At 68.3% G+C, this 16,905-nt stretch carries 14 protein-coding genes; 4 read left to right on the top strand and 10 right to left on the bottom strand.

Annotation, left to right across the window (positions count from 1 at the left end; all coding sequences use genetic code 11):
- Positions 1-53 precede the first annotated feature (53 nt).
- The gene (locus NCO8_RS15580; RefSeq protein ID WP_067640375.1) at positions 54-1,133 is read right to left on the bottom strand and encodes an esterase-like activity of phytase family protein; all 1,080 of its coding nucleotides are present in this window, start codon (positions 1,131-1,133) and stop codon (positions 54-56) included.
- Between the two features lie 139 nt (positions 1,134-1,272).
- On the opposite strand from NCO8_RS15580, the gene NCO8_RS15575 reads away from it, so the two are divergent.
- Both NCO8_RS15575 and NCO8_RS15570 read left to right on the top strand, forming a co-directional pair.
- Positions 1,273-2,019 carry a hypothetical protein gene (locus tag NCO8_RS15575; RefSeq protein ID WP_067640373.1) on the top strand — a complete coding sequence of 249 codons (747 nt, stop codon included), beginning with the start codon at positions 1,273-1,275 and terminating at the stop codon, positions 2,017-2,019.
- A gap of 15 nt (positions 2,020-2,034) precedes the next feature.
- Positions 2,035-2,382, top strand: a complete 348-nt coding sequence (locus NCO8_RS15570) for a cupin domain-containing protein (protein ID WP_067640371.1) — start codon at positions 2,035-2,037, stop codon at positions 2,380-2,382.
- Between the two features lie 69 nt (positions 2,383-2,451).
- Here the strand turns inward: NCO8_RS15570 and NCO8_RS15565 are convergent, their stop codons facing one another.
- The 5 genes from NCO8_RS15565 to NCO8_RS15545 all read right to left on the bottom strand — a co-directional run bounded on the left by NCO8_RS15565 (position 2,452) and on the right by NCO8_RS15545 (position 9,822).
- Positions 2,452-2,757: a hypothetical protein gene (locus tag NCO8_RS15565; protein ID WP_210740447.1), complete on the bottom strand. Its 306-nt coding sequence runs from the start codon at positions 2,755-2,757 to the stop codon at positions 2,452-2,454.
- 49 nt (positions 2,758-2,806) lie between these two features.
- Positions 2,807-3,265, bottom strand: coding sequence for a hypothetical protein (locus NCO8_RS15560; protein WP_067640367.1), 459 nt, complete (start codon positions 3,263-3,265; stop codon positions 2,807-2,809).
- A gap of 169 nt (positions 3,266-3,434) precedes the next feature.
- Entirely contained in the window at positions 3,435-5,585 is a 2,151-nt protein-coding gene (locus tag NCO8_RS15555; RefSeq protein ID WP_067640365.1) for a 3-hydroxyacyl-CoA dehydrogenase NAD-binding domain-containing protein, read from the bottom strand.
- Positions 5,586-5,625: 40 nt separating this feature from the next.
- A complete protein-coding gene (locus tag NCO8_RS15550) occupies positions 5,626-6,840 on the bottom strand; it encodes an acetyl-CoA C-acetyltransferase (protein ID WP_067494619.1) in 1,215 nt (404 codons plus the stop codon).
- Between the two features lie 189 nt (positions 6,841-7,029).
- The gene (locus tag NCO8_RS15545) at positions 7,030-9,822 is read right to left on the bottom strand and encodes a DNA polymerase III subunit gamma and tau (protein ID WP_067640363.1); all 2,793 of its coding nucleotides are present in this window, start codon (positions 9,820-9,822) and stop codon (positions 7,030-7,032) included.
- 446 nt (positions 9,823-10,268) lie between these two features.
- Between NCO8_RS15545 and NCO8_RS15540 the strand changes: the two genes are divergently transcribed.
- Entirely contained in the window at positions 10,269-11,096 is an 828-nt protein-coding gene (locus tag NCO8_RS15540; protein ID WP_067640361.1) for a hypothetical protein, read from the top strand.
- 1 nt (position 11,097) lies between these two features.
- On the opposite strand, the gene NCO8_RS15535 is transcribed toward NCO8_RS15540, so the two are convergent.
- A complete protein-coding gene (locus tag NCO8_RS15535) occupies positions 11,098-12,198 on the bottom strand; it encodes a neutral zinc metallopeptidase (RefSeq protein WP_245655380.1) in 1,101 nt (366 codons plus the stop codon).
- A 77-nt stretch (positions 12,199-12,275) separates the two neighbouring features.
- Between NCO8_RS15535 and NCO8_RS15530 the strand changes: the two genes are divergently transcribed.
- Positions 12,276-13,889, top strand: coding sequence for a DUF2207 family protein (locus tag NCO8_RS15530; protein ID WP_067640357.1), 1,614 nt, complete (start codon positions 12,276-12,278; stop codon positions 13,887-13,889).
- On the opposite strand, the gene NCO8_RS15525 is transcribed toward NCO8_RS15530, so the two are convergent.
- The 3 genes from NCO8_RS15525 to NCO8_RS15515 form a co-directional block, all read right to left on the bottom strand.
- The gene (locus tag NCO8_RS15525; protein WP_067640355.1) at positions 13,890-15,158 is read right to left on the bottom strand and encodes an ROK family transcriptional regulator; all 1,269 of its coding nucleotides are present in this window, start codon (positions 15,156-15,158) and stop codon (positions 13,890-13,892) included.
- Between the two features lie 358 nt (positions 15,159-15,516).
- Positions 15,517-16,212 carry a DUF8020 domain-containing protein gene (locus NCO8_RS15520; RefSeq protein ID WP_067640352.1) on the bottom strand — a complete coding sequence of 232 codons (696 nt, stop codon included), beginning with the start codon at positions 16,210-16,212 and terminating at the stop codon, positions 15,517-15,519.
- Positions 16,213-16,281: 69 nt separating this feature from the next.
- A complete protein-coding gene (locus NCO8_RS15515) occupies positions 16,282-16,860 on the bottom strand; it encodes an HhH-GPD-type base excision DNA repair protein (RefSeq protein WP_067640350.1) in 579 nt (192 codons plus the stop codon).
- Positions 16,861-16,905: the final 45 nt, after the last annotated feature.

The raw sequence follows: 16,905 nt of genomic DNA, 5'->3' as shown, positions 1-16,905 counted from the left end.
GGCATCCAACGGGTGGAGATTCGATGCAGTGGCGGCAACGGATGGCCCGACGGTCAGCGAACGGCCAGAACGATCACCTGACTGCGCTGACGTGCGCTGAAGTTGTTGTCCGCGACCAGCACCAAGGTCCGCTCGCCGGAGGACAGCCGAGGTCCCCATGTCATCGCCTCGATGTTGTCGACGGCCGCGACGCCGAGGTCGGTGAGGTCGGCGACGAGACGTTTGGTCACCGGACGCGCACCCGCGACGGGCGCGTCGAGGATATTCGTCGCGCCTGCCGTATCGATCTCGAAAACACGGACCCGGTTGCCCGCACCCTCGGCGAAGGCGCGCTCGAGCACCAGGAATCGGGTCGGGTCGACGGGATCGACGGCCAGGATCGCGGTGACGCCGTTGCTCGCCCGCCCGGGCTCCGGACGCGAATCTGTGAAGACCGGTTCGAGCGGATACGGGTACTGGGCGAGGAGTGGGCCGAACCTGGCCTGCACGGTGATCCGGGTGGTCGCGCCGCTCGTCGGCGTGGCCTCGGGCCCGTCGCCGAGCAGGGGTCCTTCCAGCGCGGTGACGAACAAGGCGCCGCCCGCCGCGAAGGTCGCCGCTTCGAGTGCCTGGTTCTGGCGTGGGCCCGAATCCGGCAGCATGCGTTCGTTTTCCGGGATCGGCAATTCGGCGACGAGACTTCCGTCGGATCGGGCGACGCGCACCGAGGGATCGGCAAGCACTCCGGCCCGCTCGCCCTCCTGCGTCCAGAAATAGTCGCCGGTCAGTGGGTCGACCCGAATGTCCTCCGGGTCGACCGACTTCGGCGGATACATCGAACCATCGGCGCGACGCAACGGAACGGTTCCGGTGAATTCCACCGCCCCCACACCGGTGTCACCGAGCGGGATCCGCGCCGTGTACACCCGGGCCGGGCTCTTCTCGGAGCGATCGTCGCTGATCAGCACGAAATCGTCGCTGCCGGGCCGGTAGTCGATGCCCGACAACCCGCCGACCACCGTGCCTCGAAAATCCAGGTCGTGCTCGATGACCTGCTCCCCGAGCACCCGCACCATCGGTTCGGCGTCACCGACCGGGGCCCACACCCCGGCCAGTACCGCACCGAACACCACCGCACCCAGCCGACGTCCCATGACCGGCACGCTAGCCACCCCGGAGTGCCGTCGGGTGAACGCCGTTCGAATACTTCCACCGACCCGGCCGGACAGCGCCGATCGGTAAGCTCGGGGGCAGGCTCGGGCGCGATTGTCGTCCGTGGAAGGGGGAGCTGAGATGACTTATCCACCACAGGATCCCGCGCCGTGGGGGCAGCCGTCGAAGGAGACGGCGTATCCACAGTTCGCGCAGGAAGTTCCGCCGCTCGCGCCGCCGCCGCGCAACTCCGGCGGGGCGTGGATCGTCATCGCGCTGGTGGTGGTCGCTGGGCTTGTCGGCGGCACCGGTTTGCTGGTGTGGGCGGGTAACAACGGGGTGGACGGTTCCGCGGTCGCGGCGTCGGCGACGGATGTGCCGTCGACCCGCAAGCCGACCACGACCAGCACCACGGGTAAACCACCGTCGAAATCCGGTGAGCGCCTGAGTTATACCGATTACGAAGGGCCGTGGGATTTCAAGTTCGACAATGTCGAATTGCACGCGGATTGGGTGGACGGCCGCGATCACACCAATTGCGCCCCCATTGAGCACGCCGGGAAACTCACCGAACTCGGTTGTCAGTACGCCGCCGAACTGGTGTTGTCCGCCGAAGGCGGCAGCTTGAAATTCACCCAGTTCATCCTGGCGATGCCGGACAAGGCCACCGCCGAGGCCGCCGCCGACAAGATCGAGGACAAAGACTTCGAACTGCGCCCCGGCAGCTACATCAAGGATTTCGCCACCGGAAAATGGCGCGCGGGTTCACAGGCCGAGTTCGTGGTGATCACCCTGGCAACCGCCACCTCCGCCGTCGACGCGGCCACCGTCGAGAAATACCTCCGCTACCGCCACACCGACATCATCACCGCCATCCTGTTCCGGTAACACCCGCTCATCCGCATGAACTTCGACGCGCCCGAGGAAACCCGGCCGTTCGAACAGAACAAGGGTCGACTCGACCTGGTCAACACCGAAGCAGGCCCGGTCGGGCGGGCCGTCTTCGAACCCGGCTGGCGCTGGAGCGACCACGTGAAGCCGATCGCGGGCACCGACAGCTGCCAAGCACCCCACATCGGCTACTGCCTCTCGGGCCGCATCGTCGTCGCCATGGACGACGGCGAACAACAGGAATTCGGCCCCGGCGACGTCATGGTCATCCCCCCGGGCCACGGCGCCTGGGTCGTCGGCGACGAACCCTGCGTCATGCTCGACTGGCAGGGCTACGCCGACTACGCCAAACCCCACTGATACGCCGACAAATGCCGGTCCTCTTGGCAGTCACCGGCATCTGCCAAGGGGGCTGGCCCAGGTCAGCAGTTAGTCCGTCGCTTTCGGGTGCGCGGGGCCAGCTGCCACAATCCAAACAACACGTGCGGTCTCGTCCGGGCAGTACCAGACTCGTCCGCCTCCGGTGACTTCGTACTGCCACTGATCGAAGGTCACCCCGCCGACAATATGGGTAGACAACGCGCCCTTGAGCTTGGCCTGCCGTGAAGGGTTCTCGGGCATCGTCGGCCGCTCGGTCAACACGATCCAGGCCTCCCAGGTGCTGGCACGTGCTGCTCGGCACAACTCCTCCCAGCCCTTGGCGGCGGCGGTAGTCGCGAAACGCGCTTCCCACATTCCGGGCCGCCTTGGTGGCGCGACCCGGTCACCCCGCTTCGGCGACACGCTAGTCCACCTCTGGTTCGGGCACCGGACCGAAGTCGGTGTCGATCGGCTCCGTCAGCTGCTCGACCAGTCGCGGATCGGCGTAGATGTAGGCGGTGTTGCGCCAGTCATGCACAGTGCGATGCACCAGCGACCACTCGCCCAGTTCAGCCGAAGCCTGGAACGACCGTGCGAATTCCTTCACGAACAGCGCCTGTTCCGACTTCGGCAACAGATCTACCCACGGGAATTCATCCATCAAAGCCGCTGCCGCGATATCGGCAGGCAAGTGCATCAAGACGTTGCGCAGCGCACGCGCGGCGGCGATCGCACCTTCGGACTGACCATGCGCCCGGTCCTCGCGTGTCAGTAACAGGGCCGCGCCGTCGCGGCGCCGCACCCGCACGTCCCCCTCATCGGCCAACCGCGCCACCTGCTTCGGGTCGCGCTGTAGCTCGCTCCACTGCACTTCGGTGATCATCCGCCTACCTCAGCTATACGGCCCCGAACTTCTGAATTTTTTCAGAACTCACCCCAAGTATGACACGGACGACCACGATGTCTAAGGGCGAATACGCCGACAGCCCCGGCTCGCGGTGGCGAGGCGGGGCTGTCGGGTCAGCAGCGCCGGGGTGGGGCGCTGGTGGTTACTACTTGCGCAGGGAGGCCGGGACCTCGAAGCGGGGGCCGAACTTCTTGGCCAGTTCGTCGGCGCGGGCCACGAAGGCCTCCTGGCCACCGGGGTAGCCGACGATGAACTGGTGCGAGCCGCCCGACCAGGCCGGGAAGCCGATGCCGAAGATCGAGCCGATATTCGCGTCGGCGGTGCTGGTGAGCACGCCTTCGTCGAAGCACTTCTGGGTCTCGATGGCCTCGGCGAACATCATCCGGTCCTTGAGGTCCTGGAAGGTGACACCCTCCGGAAGCTCACGCTGCGAGTTGTACAGCGAACGCAGCTCGCTCCACAGGCCCACAGCCTTGCCGTCGACGTAGTCGTAGAAGCCGGCACCGCCCGCCTTGCCCTTGCGGTCGAACTCGCCGACCAGCTTGTCGAGCACCGCGGCGGTGGTCTCCGCGGCAGCGTTCAGCTCGCCACCGGCGGCCTTGATGGCGTCGGCGGTCTCCTTGTAGATCTTCTGCATGGTGGTGAAGTTCAGCTCGTCGCTGAGCTTCAGCGGCGCGGCCGGGTAGCCCGCCTGCAGACCGGCCTGCTCGACCGTCGAGGGGTCGACACCCTCGGCGACCATGGAGATGGCCTCGTTGATGAAGGTGCCGATCACGCGCGAGGTGAAGAAGCCACGGCTGTCGTTGACGACGATCGGGGTCTTCTTGATGGCGAGGGTGTAGTCGTACACCCGGGCCAGCGCCTCGTCGGAGGTGTTCTCGCCCTTGATGATCTCCACCAGCGGCATCTTGTCCACGGGGGAGAAGAAGTGGATACCGATGAAGTCCTCGGACCGCTTCACACCCTCGGAGAGCAGGGTGATGGGCAGGGTGGAGGTGTTGGAGCCGAGCAGCGCGTCGGGATCGACGATGTCCTCGATCTCCTGGAACACCTTGTTCTTGAGATCGGGGTTCTCGAACACGGCCTCGATCACGAAGTCGACGCCCTTGAAGTCGGCGGCGTCCGCGGTCGGGGTGATGCGGGCCAGCAGCGCGTCGGACTTCTCCTGGGTGGTCTTGCCACGGGAGAGGGCCTTCTTCTCGATGGCCTCCGAGTACGCCTTGCCCTTCTCGGCGTTGGCGAGCTCGACGTCCTTGAGGACGACCTCGTAGCCGGCCTTGGCCGAGACGTAGGCGATGCCCGCGCCCATCATGCCCGCGCCGATGACGCCGATCTTCTTGATCTCGCGCTTGGGCACATCCTTGGGACGCGAACCGCCACCGTTGATGTGGTTCAGGTCGAAGAAGAACGCCTGGATCATGTTCTTCGCGACCGGGCCGGTCAGCAGGCTGATGAAGTAGCGACCCTCAATGGTCAGCGCGTTGTCGATGTCGACCTGCGCACCCTCGACCGCCGCGGCCATGATGGCGCGCGGGGCGGGCATGTTGGTGCCCTTGATCTGCTTGCGCAGGTTGGCCGGGAACGCGGGCAGGTTCGCCGCGAGCGCCGGGGTCGACGGGGTGCCGCCGGGGATCTTGTAGCCCTTCTTGTCCCACGGCTGGGCAGCCTCGGGGTTGGCCGCGATCCACGCCTTGGCGGCGGGCAGCAGCTCCTCGACGGAGGAGACGACCTCGTCGATCAGGCCGATTTCCTTGGCCTTGGTGACGCGGTGACGCTGGCCCTGCAGCAGCACCTGCATCAGCGCGTTCTGCAGGCCGAGCATGCGCACGGTGCGAGTCACACCGCCGCCGCCGGGCAGCAGGCCGAGGGACACCTCGGGCAGGCCGATGGCCGAACCCTTGACGTCGGCCGCGATGCGGTGGTGGGTGGCCAGCGCGATCTCGAGGCCACCGCCGAGGGCGGCACCGTTGATGGCGGCGACGACGGGCTTGCCGAGCTGCTCGAGGCGACGCAGCGGGGCCTTGACACCGTCGAGCATCTTCGCGACGTCGGCGGCGTTGTCCGGGCCGACCTGCATCATGTTCTTCAGGTCGCCGCCGGCGAAGAAGGTCTTCTTGCCGGAGGTGATGACGACGCCGGTGATGTCGTCCTTCTCGGCCTCGAGGCGGTCAACGGTCGCGGCCATCGAGGTGATGTACGCGTCGTTCATGGTGTTGGCGCCCTGGCTCGGGTCGTCGATGGTCAGGACGACCACGCCGTCGGCGTCCTTCTCCCAACCGATGATGTTGTCAGTCATAGTTTTTCGTTCTCTCCTATGAGAAGTTCCGGTTGGAAGGTCAGACCCGCTCGATGATGGTGGCAACGCCCATGCCGCCACCGATGCACAGCGTGATCAGGCCGTAGCGAGCGTTGCGGCGCTCCAGCTCGTCGAGCACGGTGCCGGTGATCATCGCGCCGGTGGCACCGAGGGGGTGACCCATCGCGATCGCGCCACCGTTGACGTTCAGCTTCTCGTCCGGGACGTTCAGGTCCTTCTGGAACTTCAGCACGACGGAGGCGAAGGCCTCGTTGATCTCGACGAGGTCCATGTCCTCGATCGTCAGACCGGCCAGCGCCAGCGCCTTCTTGGCGGCCGGGGTGGGGCCGGTCAGCATGATGGTGGAGTCGGCACCGGAGGTGGCGGTGGCGACGACGCGGGCGCGCGGGGTCATCCCCGAGTTCTTGCCCGCATCCTCGGAACCGATCAGCAGCAGGGCGGCGCCGTCGACGATGCCCGAGCTGTTGCCACCGTGGTGGACGTGGTTGATCTTCTCCACGTAGGTGAACTTCTGCAGCGCGACCGCGTCGAAGCCACCCATCTCGCCGATGCCCGCGAAGGCCGGGTTCAGCTTGGCCAGGTCCTCGGCGGTGGTGCCGGGGCGCATGTGCTCGTCGTTGTCGAGCACGACCAGGCCGTTGATGTCCTTGACCGGGACGATCGACTTGGCGAAGTAGCCGCCGGTGGTGGCCTTGGCCGCCAGGTCCTGCGAGCGCACGGCGTAGGCGTCGACGTCATCGCGGGTGAAGCCCTCGATGGTGGCGATCAGGTCGGCCGAGATGCCCTGGGGCACGAAGTAGCCGTCGTAGTTGGTGGCCGGGTCGAGGGCCCAGGCGCCGCCGTCGGAGCCCATCGGCACGCGCGACATGGACTCGACGCCACCGGCGATCACGAGCTCGTCGAAGCCCGAGCGCACCTTCTGCGCGGCCAGGTTCACGGCCTCGAGGCCGGAGGCACAGAAACGGTTCAGCTGGAAGCCACCGACGGTGTCGGGCAGGCCGGCGATGGTGACCGCGGTGCGGGCGATGTCCATGCCCTGGTCACCGACGGGGGTGACCACGCCGAGGATGATGTCGGAGATCCGATCCTCGTCGAGGTTCGGGAAGCGGCCACGCAGCTCCTGGATCAGACCAACAGTCAGATCGATCGGCTTGACCGAGTGCAGCGAGCCGTTCTTCTTGCCGCGGCCGCGCGGAGTGCGGATGGCCTCGTAGATGTAGGCCTCTGTGGTCATATCGGAGTGTTTCCTTCCTTGGGGTGCGGTGGCCGCACGAACGCCACGACCAATCGTCTTCGACGCCGTACAAATCCGGCAAGCACCAGCGGAGCATAGAACCATGCCCATCCGGAGTTCCCGGCCACCCGTTCATACTACCGTGGTGTGCGAACTCCGGTTAACTTAACGCGGTATGGACGGTGGCTGTCAACCGTCGAGAGACTTTGCGCCGAGCTCGCTGCGCAGCAACGCCAGGGCGACCTCGTCCGGGTCCTGCCGGTCGCCCGGAGCCACCGGAACCGCGGCGGCGGCCAGCATCTCCTGCTCCTCCTCCGGGGTCGGCGGGGCGGGAATGCCGGGCGCGGGGCGTGGGGCGCCCGCCGACTCGCCGCCGGAATGCGCCGGATCGACGGCATAACTGTCCTGCGGACCCGGGTCGTCGGGTAAGTCGGGGAAGTCGGGCGGCGGAATGTCGTCGTCGGGCTTGCCGGTGCGCGCCCGCCCACCCTTGGCCTGGCTCGGCCGCGAGAACTGCGGCCGGGCGGCGGGCTTGCTCTCCGCTGGACCCGCCGTGTTCTTGGCCTGCGGCGCCGGGCGTGCCGCGGGGGCACCGGTCTCCCAGCGCACATCCAGTTCCCGCCCGAGCACCGCCCGCACGGCCGCCCGCACCGACTCGATATTGCGCGGATCGGACAACCGCTGCGCCAACGGAGCGCTCTGATGCGCGAAAACGACCGTCTGCCCCTCCACCCGGGACACCGCGGCCCCCGACATCAACGCATGCAACGTGAGCCCGAACTCCCGCACCTTGGTCTTGATGTCGGCCCACGCCGCGTCGACGAGGCCGAGCAGGTCTTCCGACGGCGCCTGCCCCTGTGGGGACCCGGGCCGGTCCGTCGCGCCCGACGCAGCACCTGCCGGTACGGACGTGGAGGGTGCGTCGGCTCGTCGAGCCTCCGCCACCGGCTCAGCTCCCGCACCAGCATGCGAATCGCCCTCCGTCGCACCACCGACATGCGCGGGCCCGGACGGGCTATCGGCCCGCCGAGCGTGATCACCCTGCGGCGCACCACCGACGTACGCCGGTCCCGACTGGCTATCGACCCGTGGAGAGGCTTCTCCTGGCTCATGGCCCATCCGACCGCGCGAATCACCCTGTGGCGAGGGAACTTCCGGCCCGTCGCGGCGGGTGTCCGGCGCCGGTGCAGACCCGACTGATCCGGTAGCGGAATCGGATTCCGTCGAGGTCGGCGGGTTCGGGACGACATCCTGTGCGTCGGAGACCGGCGCTGCGGAGCTGGGCGGCTGCGACTGCGTAGCCGGACCGTGTTCGTCCCCACGCGACGCTGGCGTAACTGCGTCGGGGGCACTCGACGGCGGCGCGGCAGAGTGAGCCGCCACTGACGGCGTGGTGGTCGAGTCGGTGACCGACGACTGCGTGGCGGCCGGCGGTGCGGCGGCCGAGTGTGCGGTCGACGGTCGGCCGATCGGCTCGGCGGACGGAGCGGGCGAGGGCGGGACGCGACCGTTGTCGGCGGCGTCGCGGTCGGCGACCGGGGCGTACGGGTGCGGCCCGCGGTCGGCGGCGGGACCGTCGGACGTGTGCGCGCGAGCTTCCGCGGCACCCGAAGCACCAGGCGTTTCGGCGGTGGTGTCCTCCGCCCCCGAGACACCCGACTTCCGTGCTGCGGCTTCCTTTTCCGCCATGGCGGCGGCGAGGATTTCCGCACCTCGGCGGCGGCCTTCGGCACTCGAACCTTGCGCACTCGACGAGGCCGGGCCGGGTGCGTCGGCCGGAGGGCGAGCGGGGGCGTCACCGGCAGGGCGAGCGGAAGGGATTGCGCCGGTGGCGAATCCGCGTTCCAGGCGTTCGAGGCGTTGGAGGGTGGCGGATTCGGTGTCGGAGACCGACGGGAGGAGCATGCGGGCGCAGATGACCTCGAGCAGGAGGCGGGGGGCGGTGGCGCCGCGCATTTCGCCGAGGCCCTCGTGGAGGAGTTCGGCGTAGCGGGTGAGGGTGGCGGGGCCGATGCGGGCGGCCTGGTCGCGCATGCGCTCGAGCACGTCGCCGGGGCCCGCGACGAGGCCGCGCTCGGCGGCATCGGGGACCGCGCGGAGCAGGATCAGGTCGCGCAGGCGTTCGAGCAGGTCGACGGCGAATCGGCGCGGATCGTGCCCGGCCTCCATCACCTGGTCGATCGTGCCGAACAGGGCGGCGCCGTCGTCGGCGGCGAGTGCGTCGACGGCGTGGTCGATCAGCGCCACATCGGTGACGCCGAGCAGCGAAACCGCCCGCGGATAGGTGACACCCTCGGGCCCGGCACCGGCGAGCAGCTGGTCGAGCACGCTCAGGCTGTCGCGCGGTGAACCCCCACCGGCCCGGATGACCAGCGGGTACACCGCCTCCTCAACCGGCACGTGCTCCTGCTCGCAGATCTTGCCGAGCAGTCCGCGCATGGTCGCGGGCGGCAGCAACCGGAACGGGTAGTGGTGGGTGCGCGACCGGATGGTCGGCAGCACCTTGTCGGGTTCGGTGGTGGCGAAGATGAAGATCAGGTGGGCGGGTGGTTCCTCGACGATCTTGAGCAGCGCGTTGAAACCGGCCGTGGTGACCATGTGCGCCTCGTCGACGATGAACACGCGATAGCGCGACTCGGCGGGCGCGTAGAAGGCACGGTCGCGCAGCTCACGGGTGTCGTCGACACCACCGTGACTGGCCGCGTCGAGCTCGATGACGTCGAGGTTGCCGGACCCGCCCGGCCCGAGCGCCACGCACGACGCGCAAGTGCCACACGGCCGGGAGGTCGGTCCCTCCACACAGTTGAGCGAGCGGGCGAGGATGCGCGCCGAGGACGTCTTGCCGCAGCCACGCGGCCCGGAGAACAGGTACGCATGGCTGATGCGGCCGGTGTCCAGCGCTGTACTCAGCGGGTCGGTGACGTGCTCCTGACCCACTACCTCAGCGAATGTCGCCGGTCGATATTTCCGGTACAGAGCCACGGCCCAAAGGCTACCGGTGCGGTGTGACATCCCGGCTGGCGCCGCAGAGGTGGAGCCGAAAGGCATAGCGGTACAGCAAGTTACATGTGTTGTAGATCACATAGTGGTTAAAGGTTCAACTCGAGGCCGCATAGCGGGCCCGGTGGGTGCAACTCACCGGTTATCGAGGGTTCCCGATTCGGCGAATCGGGACAGGACGAGTTCGTCGATCCTGGTTGTCACGTAATTCCGTACCCGGTCCCCGAATATCGACCCATTTCCAGATGTAACGAAAACGTGAACCGTCGTGACAGTGGCGCAAGCGGCTGGCTACCGTAGTTATCGGCAACTTCGGTGGCCAAACCTTCATCAGGTTGGTGACCCCGGCCGGTCCCTCATCCCGACCGGGGCACAACCTTCGCGCACCGATCGCTCCCCCACCGCATCGACCGGAGGAACGTTTCATCGTGCTGTCGTGTGATGACATCGCAGCCGCCTGGCTGGCCCACACCGAGTTCGCGGGCGACCACGCCGCGGTCGGACTGCTGAGCCGGGCGATCAGCCCGCAGGACTTCGACATCAAACGCGACTCCTTACCCGTCGCGGCGGCCGCCGACCCGGCCACCGCGGCCGCCATCCTGCAGCTGCTCGAGCGCGGGCAGGTGCCGACGATGGCCGCGATCCGCACCCTCACCGCGCAGAACGAGATGCGCCGTGAGGCCGAACGGATCGAACGGCTCGGCAGGCGGGCACAGCGCAGCATCGACGAGTTCGGCCGCATCCTGGCCAGGCTCGCGGCCGCACATTGGACCGAGCACGGCATCGGCCCCACCCGCCGCGACATCCTCGCCGACCCGCAGATCACCGAACTCATCGCCGACCGGGTCGGTGAGATCGCGCCGACCGCCGTGAAACACCTGTGGCTCATCGAACGCGCCCAGCGCGCGGGCTGGATCGCCTCCAACGCGAACCCGGGCTCGCTGTGCCCCGCCCGTCGTTGGCACACAACGAAATACGGCAACCGGGTGTCGCAGAAGCCGGTGAACATGATCGGGAAGATGGTCGCGGGTTTCGTCGCCGAGCACACCGCTGACAAGGGCCGCGCCCCGAGCTGGGTGGCACTGTCGCGCGACCTGCGTGACGATCGTGGCCGCCGGGTGTTCTTCGATGTGGCCGACGCGCACGCCCAGCGCCGCTGGCTGGTCACCGCCGAATGGCTCGCCGACACCGGCGACGACCTGCCCGCCCCGGGCAAACGCGGCCTGCGCGCGCTGGCCAAGGACGCTCGCGGCTGACTCAGCTCACGTCGCCGGCCGCCGCGATGAAGGTATTGCACTGCGGCGTCAAGTTTTCCAGCCCGGCCTCGAACCACTTGCCGCCGTTGTCGGCGGTGCCGTGGTCGCGCATGTCACCCGGCCGGTCGCCGCGCCCGTAGGAATCGCGGGTGGCGAGGGTGACCTGGTCCGACGACAGCGAACCGCCGCCCTTGGACGCGGCGATGAACATGGCGTCGAAACAGTTGGCCTGCAACTCGACTCGGCGCGACAGCTCGAGTCCCTTGGTCGAGCGCGCCCCGGCGTCGACCCGTTCGCTGTTGGCCTTGCGCAGGATTCCGGACTGCGCCTGGATGTGGTGCCCGTATTCGTGCGCGAACACCGACAGATACACCACCCAGTTGTCACGGAACTGATCGGTCTGCAACTGGCTGATCGGCATGTAGATGGTCTTGTTCGCCGCGCAGTAGAAGGCGGCGAAGTTGCTGGTGGAGCCGGTGCACGGGGTGGTGATGCCGTCGGTGGTGGCGGTGATGCTCAGCGTCGGCGACTCGAAGGGCAGCCCGTTGGCGGCCATCAGCGGCTTCCACGCCGCTTCCAGGCAGCCCGCGGCGGATTCGAAGAACTTGCGGGCCTTGTCGACCTGGGCGCCCCACGGCGCGTAGTCGCAGGAGGCGGGCACCAGCGAGCCGTCGGCATCGGTGACCAGCGGGTTGTCACCGGTCTTGGCGGGCGCGCTCCCCGGTTGCGGCGTGTAGGTAGTGGTCGGTCTCGGGCCGAACGCGTCGATGCCGATATCGACGCCCCTGTTCACGGCGAACTTCACCAGACCACCGACGACGAGGAAAATCACCACCAACATCAGCGAGGTGAACCCGCCGCGTCGCTTGCGTGGTGGCGGGGTGGGCCTGCCCGGCGGACCGTAGGGCATCGGCGGCGGACGGTAGCCCGGTGGCGGTCCGTAGGCCGGACGCTGCTGTGGATACCCTTGCGGCGGTGGGTATCCGGGCAGACCGTAGCCCTGTTGCGGGCGATAACCCGGGGCACGACCATAGCCGGGGGGTGGCGGAACCGGTCGTCCACCGGGCCCGTATGGGCCGTAGCCGTACGGTGGTTGGTTCACGTCCCCCGTACCCCCTCGTCTAGTTCGTCGCCGACAGCCGCTGACGCAGGATAGCAAGCTGTCTAGAGTAGGCAGCCATGCTGACTTTTCGGGGGGGCGCCGCGGGCGCGCTGCTGCTCGCTTCGGCGGGCCTGCTCGCGGCCGCTCCGGTAGCCCACACGCAGCCCGCGGGGGTGTCGATCACCGCCGATCTCACCTTGACCGAGACAGGCGTGCTGCAGGTCGTCGAAACCGTCGCGGTGCCCGCCGACGGGAACTTCACGATGTCGCTGCCGTTGCGACTCGGCCTGGGCGACGGTGTGGAGCGGGTGTTCAAGGTCACCGATGTGTCCGCGACCGGGGCGGGCACCGCGACCACCGTCGACGATCAGTTCGTCGTCGAGGCCAAGCCCGGTGAATCCAAGTTCACGTATACGGTGCACAACACCGTCGCCGACGCGCCGGGCACGCAGATGTTCCACTGGCTCGGCGTGCTCAACGCTGACATCGCCTCCCTCGATGTGTCGGTGATCAGCCCGAGCTTCCAAATGGGCATCGTCGACTGCAAATTGGGCCCCGCGGGCAGTGCGCGCCCGTGCGCCGAGGTGCACGTCGAACCCGACGGTGTGCTGTACCTGAGCCAGACCGACCTGCGCAAGGGCGACGCGATCGACCTCACCCTGCAGATGCCCCCCGGCACGGTGCCCGCCAATGCCGATGTGCGCGACGGCGATTCGAACAACTTCTTCGCCTTCACCACCCCGGTGCTCGCCGCCTTCGGCGCCCTGCTGCTGGCACTGGCCGGGATGATCGCCTACGTGCTCACCGCCCGCAAGCGCGGTGCGACGGCCCGCGCCACCAGCGACACGTTCGACCCGCTCGTCACCACCGGTGACCGGATGGAATTCACCTCCCCCGACGGTGTCCTGCCCGGCGAGGCCGGTCTGCTGCTCGACGAGCACGTCGACCCGGTCGACATCGCCGCCACCGTCGTCGATCTGGCGGTGCGCCGCTACCTGTGGATCGCCCCGGTGAACGCGCGCGGCGAGGACGACTGGCGGATCAGCCGCGTCAACGCCCCCGACGACCAGCTGCGCGAGTACGAGCGGGTCGTCTACGACATGTTGCTGCCCGAGGGCACCGACACCGTCGCCGTGCGTGAGCTGCGCGCGCCCGGCCGCCTGCAACTGGACCCGATCCGCGAGGCCATGCGCCGCGACGCGGTGTCGACCGGCGCGCTGGCCGATCCGAAGCAGCGGCTGCTGCCCCGCTGGATCGGCGCCGCGCTGATCGCCGTCGGCGCCGCGACCACCGTCGCCCTGGCGTTGACCGCCGGGCACGCCCTGGTCGGCGTGGCGATCCTGCTGGCCGGGGTGGCCGCGGTCGTGCTGCCGAACTACCTGCCGACCCGAACCACGCTGGGTGACACCGTGGTCGGCCGGATCAAGGCGATGGGACGCGGACTCGACTCGGTGTCACGCGACCGCATCCCACCGATCGATCAGGAGACGATCTTCTCCCGAGCCCTGCCCTACACGGTGATCAGCGGTCGCGCCGACAACTGGATCCGCACCTTCCGCGATATGGACCCGTCCGCCGATTCCCAGCCCGGCCTGTACTGGTTCGCCGGCTACGACCGCGACCGCAACCTGCACCGCTTCGCCTCCCAGTTCCCGTTCTTCATCACCGCTTTGGAAGGCGCGTGCAAGTAGCTACACCCGGCGCAGGGCGGCCAGCGGGTCGGCGTACAACGCGCTGAGCGAGGTGACGACGGCGGCGAATTCCTGGACCTTGCCGCCGAATCCGCTGACGCGGATGTCGGTCGGGGGCAACTGGGTGCTCTGGGTGAACGCGCGGGCCACGTGGCCGAGGGCCGGGCGGTAGCCGGTGAAGGCCTGTCCGCCAAGGACCACCCGGTCCGGGTTGAGCATGTCGCGGACCAGGGCGACGGTCTGGCCGAGCATGGTCGCGCGTTCGGCGAGCAGCTCGCGGGCGCCCTCGGAACCGGACTCGGCGGCCCGGTACAGGTCGGCGATGGTCGTGCCCGCGGTTCCGTTGTGCGCCGGGATGATTCCGCGCCCGACCGCACGCGCCTGCAGCGCCCGATCGCCGACGGTCACTTCCAAGCAGCCACGCCTGCCGCAGGTGCACTGCACGTCCGAACCGGTGGGCAGGTGCGCGATGGAACCCGGGCCGTTGCTCGGGGTGTGCACCCGCCCGTCGAGGGTGACGGCGATGCCCGCCGTCTCGCGGACGTAGAAGTACAGGCTGCTGCCGGGCTGGTCGGCGGGCTGTTCCGGACCGCGCGCGTCGAAGGTCGGCAGCAGCAGTTCCGAGGCAGCCATCGCTTCAACGTGGGGTGCGACGGAAACCGGCAGCTCGAGCACGTCACCGAGGACCTGGCCGAGCGGTGCGCCCTGCCACGCCAGTTTTGGATGGTCGACGAGACCGGTGTGCGTGTCGACCCGGCCGCCGATGGCGACGCCTGCCCACAGCGGGGTGCGCCGGTGCCAGCGCTGCAGGAACGCCTTGGCGCTGCGGGCGACCGTGGTGACGGCGAAGTCCTGCCCGGTCTGCGGTGTCGCGATGGCAAGCCCACCGAGGATGCGGCCGCGCAGGTCGGCGGCCACGATTTTCGTCGCCGCGGCGCCGATGTGGATGCCGATGGTGAGGTAGGCGTCGTGGTCGATCTCGAAGGGCACCCGTGGCCGCCCGACCGCACCGGCGGCGGTGAGGTCGGCGCGTTCACGCAGCAGGCCGGCCGAAAGCAGCGCGGCCACTTGGCGGTTCACCGTCGCGATGCTCAAACCCGTTGCCCGGGCGGCATTGTCGCGGGAAATCGGGCCGCCGACAGCCGCGCGCAGCACGGCGGCGGCAGGGTTGTCGCTGCGCCGCAGTTCAGGGGCGACGACGGGACGCGAAACTCGGGGACGACCGGTGACCACCCGCGAAATCGGGCGGTCGAGAATGGGGGCAGACATATGCAGTTCCTTGCCGAAAATCCCGTTTCACCAACGGGTTTGCCTACACGAGGGGTGTGGCAGCTCGCGAGCCCGACAGGCTCAGCTGCAGCGGCAGGAACAACACAGTTCGCGCGTCAACGGCAACCGCAGACCCAGCGCGGCGGTCACGTAGGTGACCCGCGGGGCGAAGTGATGGTTGCCGGACATAACAATCAAATTAACACCGAATCGCCACCCATCCAAGGCCGACCGGCGAATTGTGCGGTGACACACAGCAAATCACCAGGTCAGCGCGGTGCGGCGGAAGGCGTAATGGTGCTGTGACACAGCACGAACCCCTCCCGACGACGCCGGGAGGGGTTCGTGCGCGGGTGGCCTACTTGGCCGGTGGCGTGAAGGGCTGGTTGATGGTGGTGAAGTACTGGATCGCGGCGGCGACGGCTACCGGGCCGGTGACGAACAGCTGCCCGGCGATCACGCCGAGAAAGCCGACGGCGGCCGCACCCGCGACGCATCCGCCCAGCGGGCCGAGGCCGAACAGGGTGAGCAGCGCACCGGTGGCGACGAGGCCGAGCGCCGCACCCGCGATGCAACCGGCGGCGGCCCCGCCGAGCCCGCCGACCAGGGTGCCGATGGTCGCGCCCATCGCGATCGTCGAGGTCAGGCGCGACCAGGCCGCCTGCTCACGCTCGTACTCCGACTTCCAGGGCGCCTTGTCCTCGTACGGCAGGGCGACCGGCTTGTACACGGCCTTGGCCGGGTCGAGCTGCGGGGTGAGGGTGGCGGTGTTACCCGAGATCTCGGCGGCGATCGGCAACTCGAACTCGTCGAGCCGGAACGTCAGCGGGGTGGCCGCGACGGTGGTTCCATCGGCGGCTTTGATCTTGAACGCACCGTCCTCGGTGACCAGCGATCCGGCGTCGGTGGTGACGACGGCCCTCGACTCGTCGACGACCTCGGCGGTGTAGTTGATCGGTGCTGCTTGCTCGGGCGCCGCGTTGACGGTGCCCGCGGTGACCCCGGTCGCCACGGTCAACAGTGCCGCAACCACGGCGAACTTCCTCATCTTCATGCCGGAAAGCTTCCGGTAAACGCGTTCGCCTGACGAGGAATAAACGCACCGAGATCACAATCGCCGAATTCACTCGGCCGCTTTGGCCGCCGCTTTCGCTTGTTTCTTGAATTCCCTTACTTCGGCGAGGGTTTCGGCGTCGACGACGTCGGCGACCGAACGGCGCGAACCCTCGTCGCCGTAGGCACCCGCCGCTTTTCGCCAGCCCGCCGGTTGCACACCGCGTTGTTTGCCGAGCAGGGCGAGGAAGATCTTCGCCTTCTGCGCACCGAAGCCCGGCAGGTCCTGCAACCGGCGCAGCACTTCCTTGCCGTCGGGGTCGCCCTCGGTCCAGATCTTCGCTGGTACACCGTCGTAGTGCTCGATGATGTAGTTGGCGAGCGCCTGCGCGCGCCGGGCCATCGAGCGGCCGTACCGGTGGATGGCGGGTGGGGTGGCGGCGAGTTCCTCGAATTCGGCCGGGTCGGCCTCGGCGATACGGCGCAGATCGAATCCGCCCATTCGCCCGGCCAGTTTCTGCGGCCCCCGAAAGGCGTGTTCCATCGGGTACTGCTGATCCAGGAGCATGCCGAGCAGCAAGGCGAAATCGTCGGTGCTGAGTAGTTGATCGGCCTCGGCGTCCTGGGCAAGGCACAGCGTTCGGGTCATATATTCATCGTGACACATTTCACTGCACCCACATCGGCGGTACGA

It is taken from the genome of Nocardia coubleae NBRC 108252 (assembly GCF_001612805.1).
Classification (GTDB): domain Bacteria; phylum Actinomycetota; class Actinomycetes; order Mycobacteriales; family Mycobacteriaceae; genus Nocardia; species Nocardia coubleae.
The sequence above is the reverse complement of the archived record's forward strand: the minus strand, read 5'-3'. Positions and strand labels throughout refer to the sequence as shown.

What these genes read in the sequence shown, in the direction of transcription:
- NCO8_RS15580 (WP_067640375.1), bottom strand. Translation starts at nt 1,133, where the DNA reads ATGGGACGTCGGCTGGGTGCGGTGGTGTTCGGTGCGGTACTGGCCGGG.
- NCO8_RS15575 (WP_067640373.1), top strand. Translation starts at nt 1,273, where the DNA reads ATGACTTATCCACCACAGGATCCCGCGCCGTGGGGGCAGCCGTCGAAG.
- NCO8_RS15570 (WP_067640371.1), top strand. Translation starts at nt 2,035, where the DNA reads ATGAACTTCGACGCGCCCGAGGAAACCCGGCCGTTCGAACAGAACAAG.
- NCO8_RS15565 (WP_210740447.1), bottom strand. Translation starts at nt 2,757, where the DNA reads ATGTGGGAAGCGCGTTTCGCGACTACCGCCGCCGCCAAGGGCTGGGAG.
- NCO8_RS15560 (WP_067640367.1), bottom strand. Translation starts at nt 3,265, where the DNA reads ATGATCACCGAAGTGCAGTGGAGCGAGCTACAGCGCGACCCGAAGCAG.
- NCO8_RS15555 (WP_067640365.1), bottom strand. Translation starts at nt 5,585, where the DNA reads ATGACTGACAACATCATCGGTTGGGAGAAGGACGCCGACGGCGTGGTC.
- NCO8_RS15550 (WP_067494619.1), bottom strand. Translation starts at nt 6,840, where the DNA reads ATGACCACAGAGGCCTACATCTACGAGGCCATCCGCACTCCGCGCGGC.
- NCO8_RS15530 (WP_067640357.1), top strand. Translation starts at nt 12,276, where the DNA reads ATGCTGACTTTTCGGGGGGGCGCCGCGGGCGCGCTGCTGCTCGCTTCG.
- NCO8_RS15525 (WP_067640355.1), bottom strand. Translation starts at nt 15,158, where the DNA reads ATGTCTGCCCCCATTCTCGACCGCCCGATTTCGCGGGTGGTCACCGGT.
- NCO8_RS15520 (WP_067640352.1), bottom strand. Translation starts at nt 16,212, where the DNA reads ATGAAGATGAGGAAGTTCGCCGTGGTTGCGGCACTGTTGACCGTGGCG.
- NCO8_RS15515 (WP_067640350.1), bottom strand. Translation starts at nt 16,860, where the DNA reads ATGACCCGAACGCTGTGCCTTGCCCAGGACGCCGAGGCCGATCAACTA.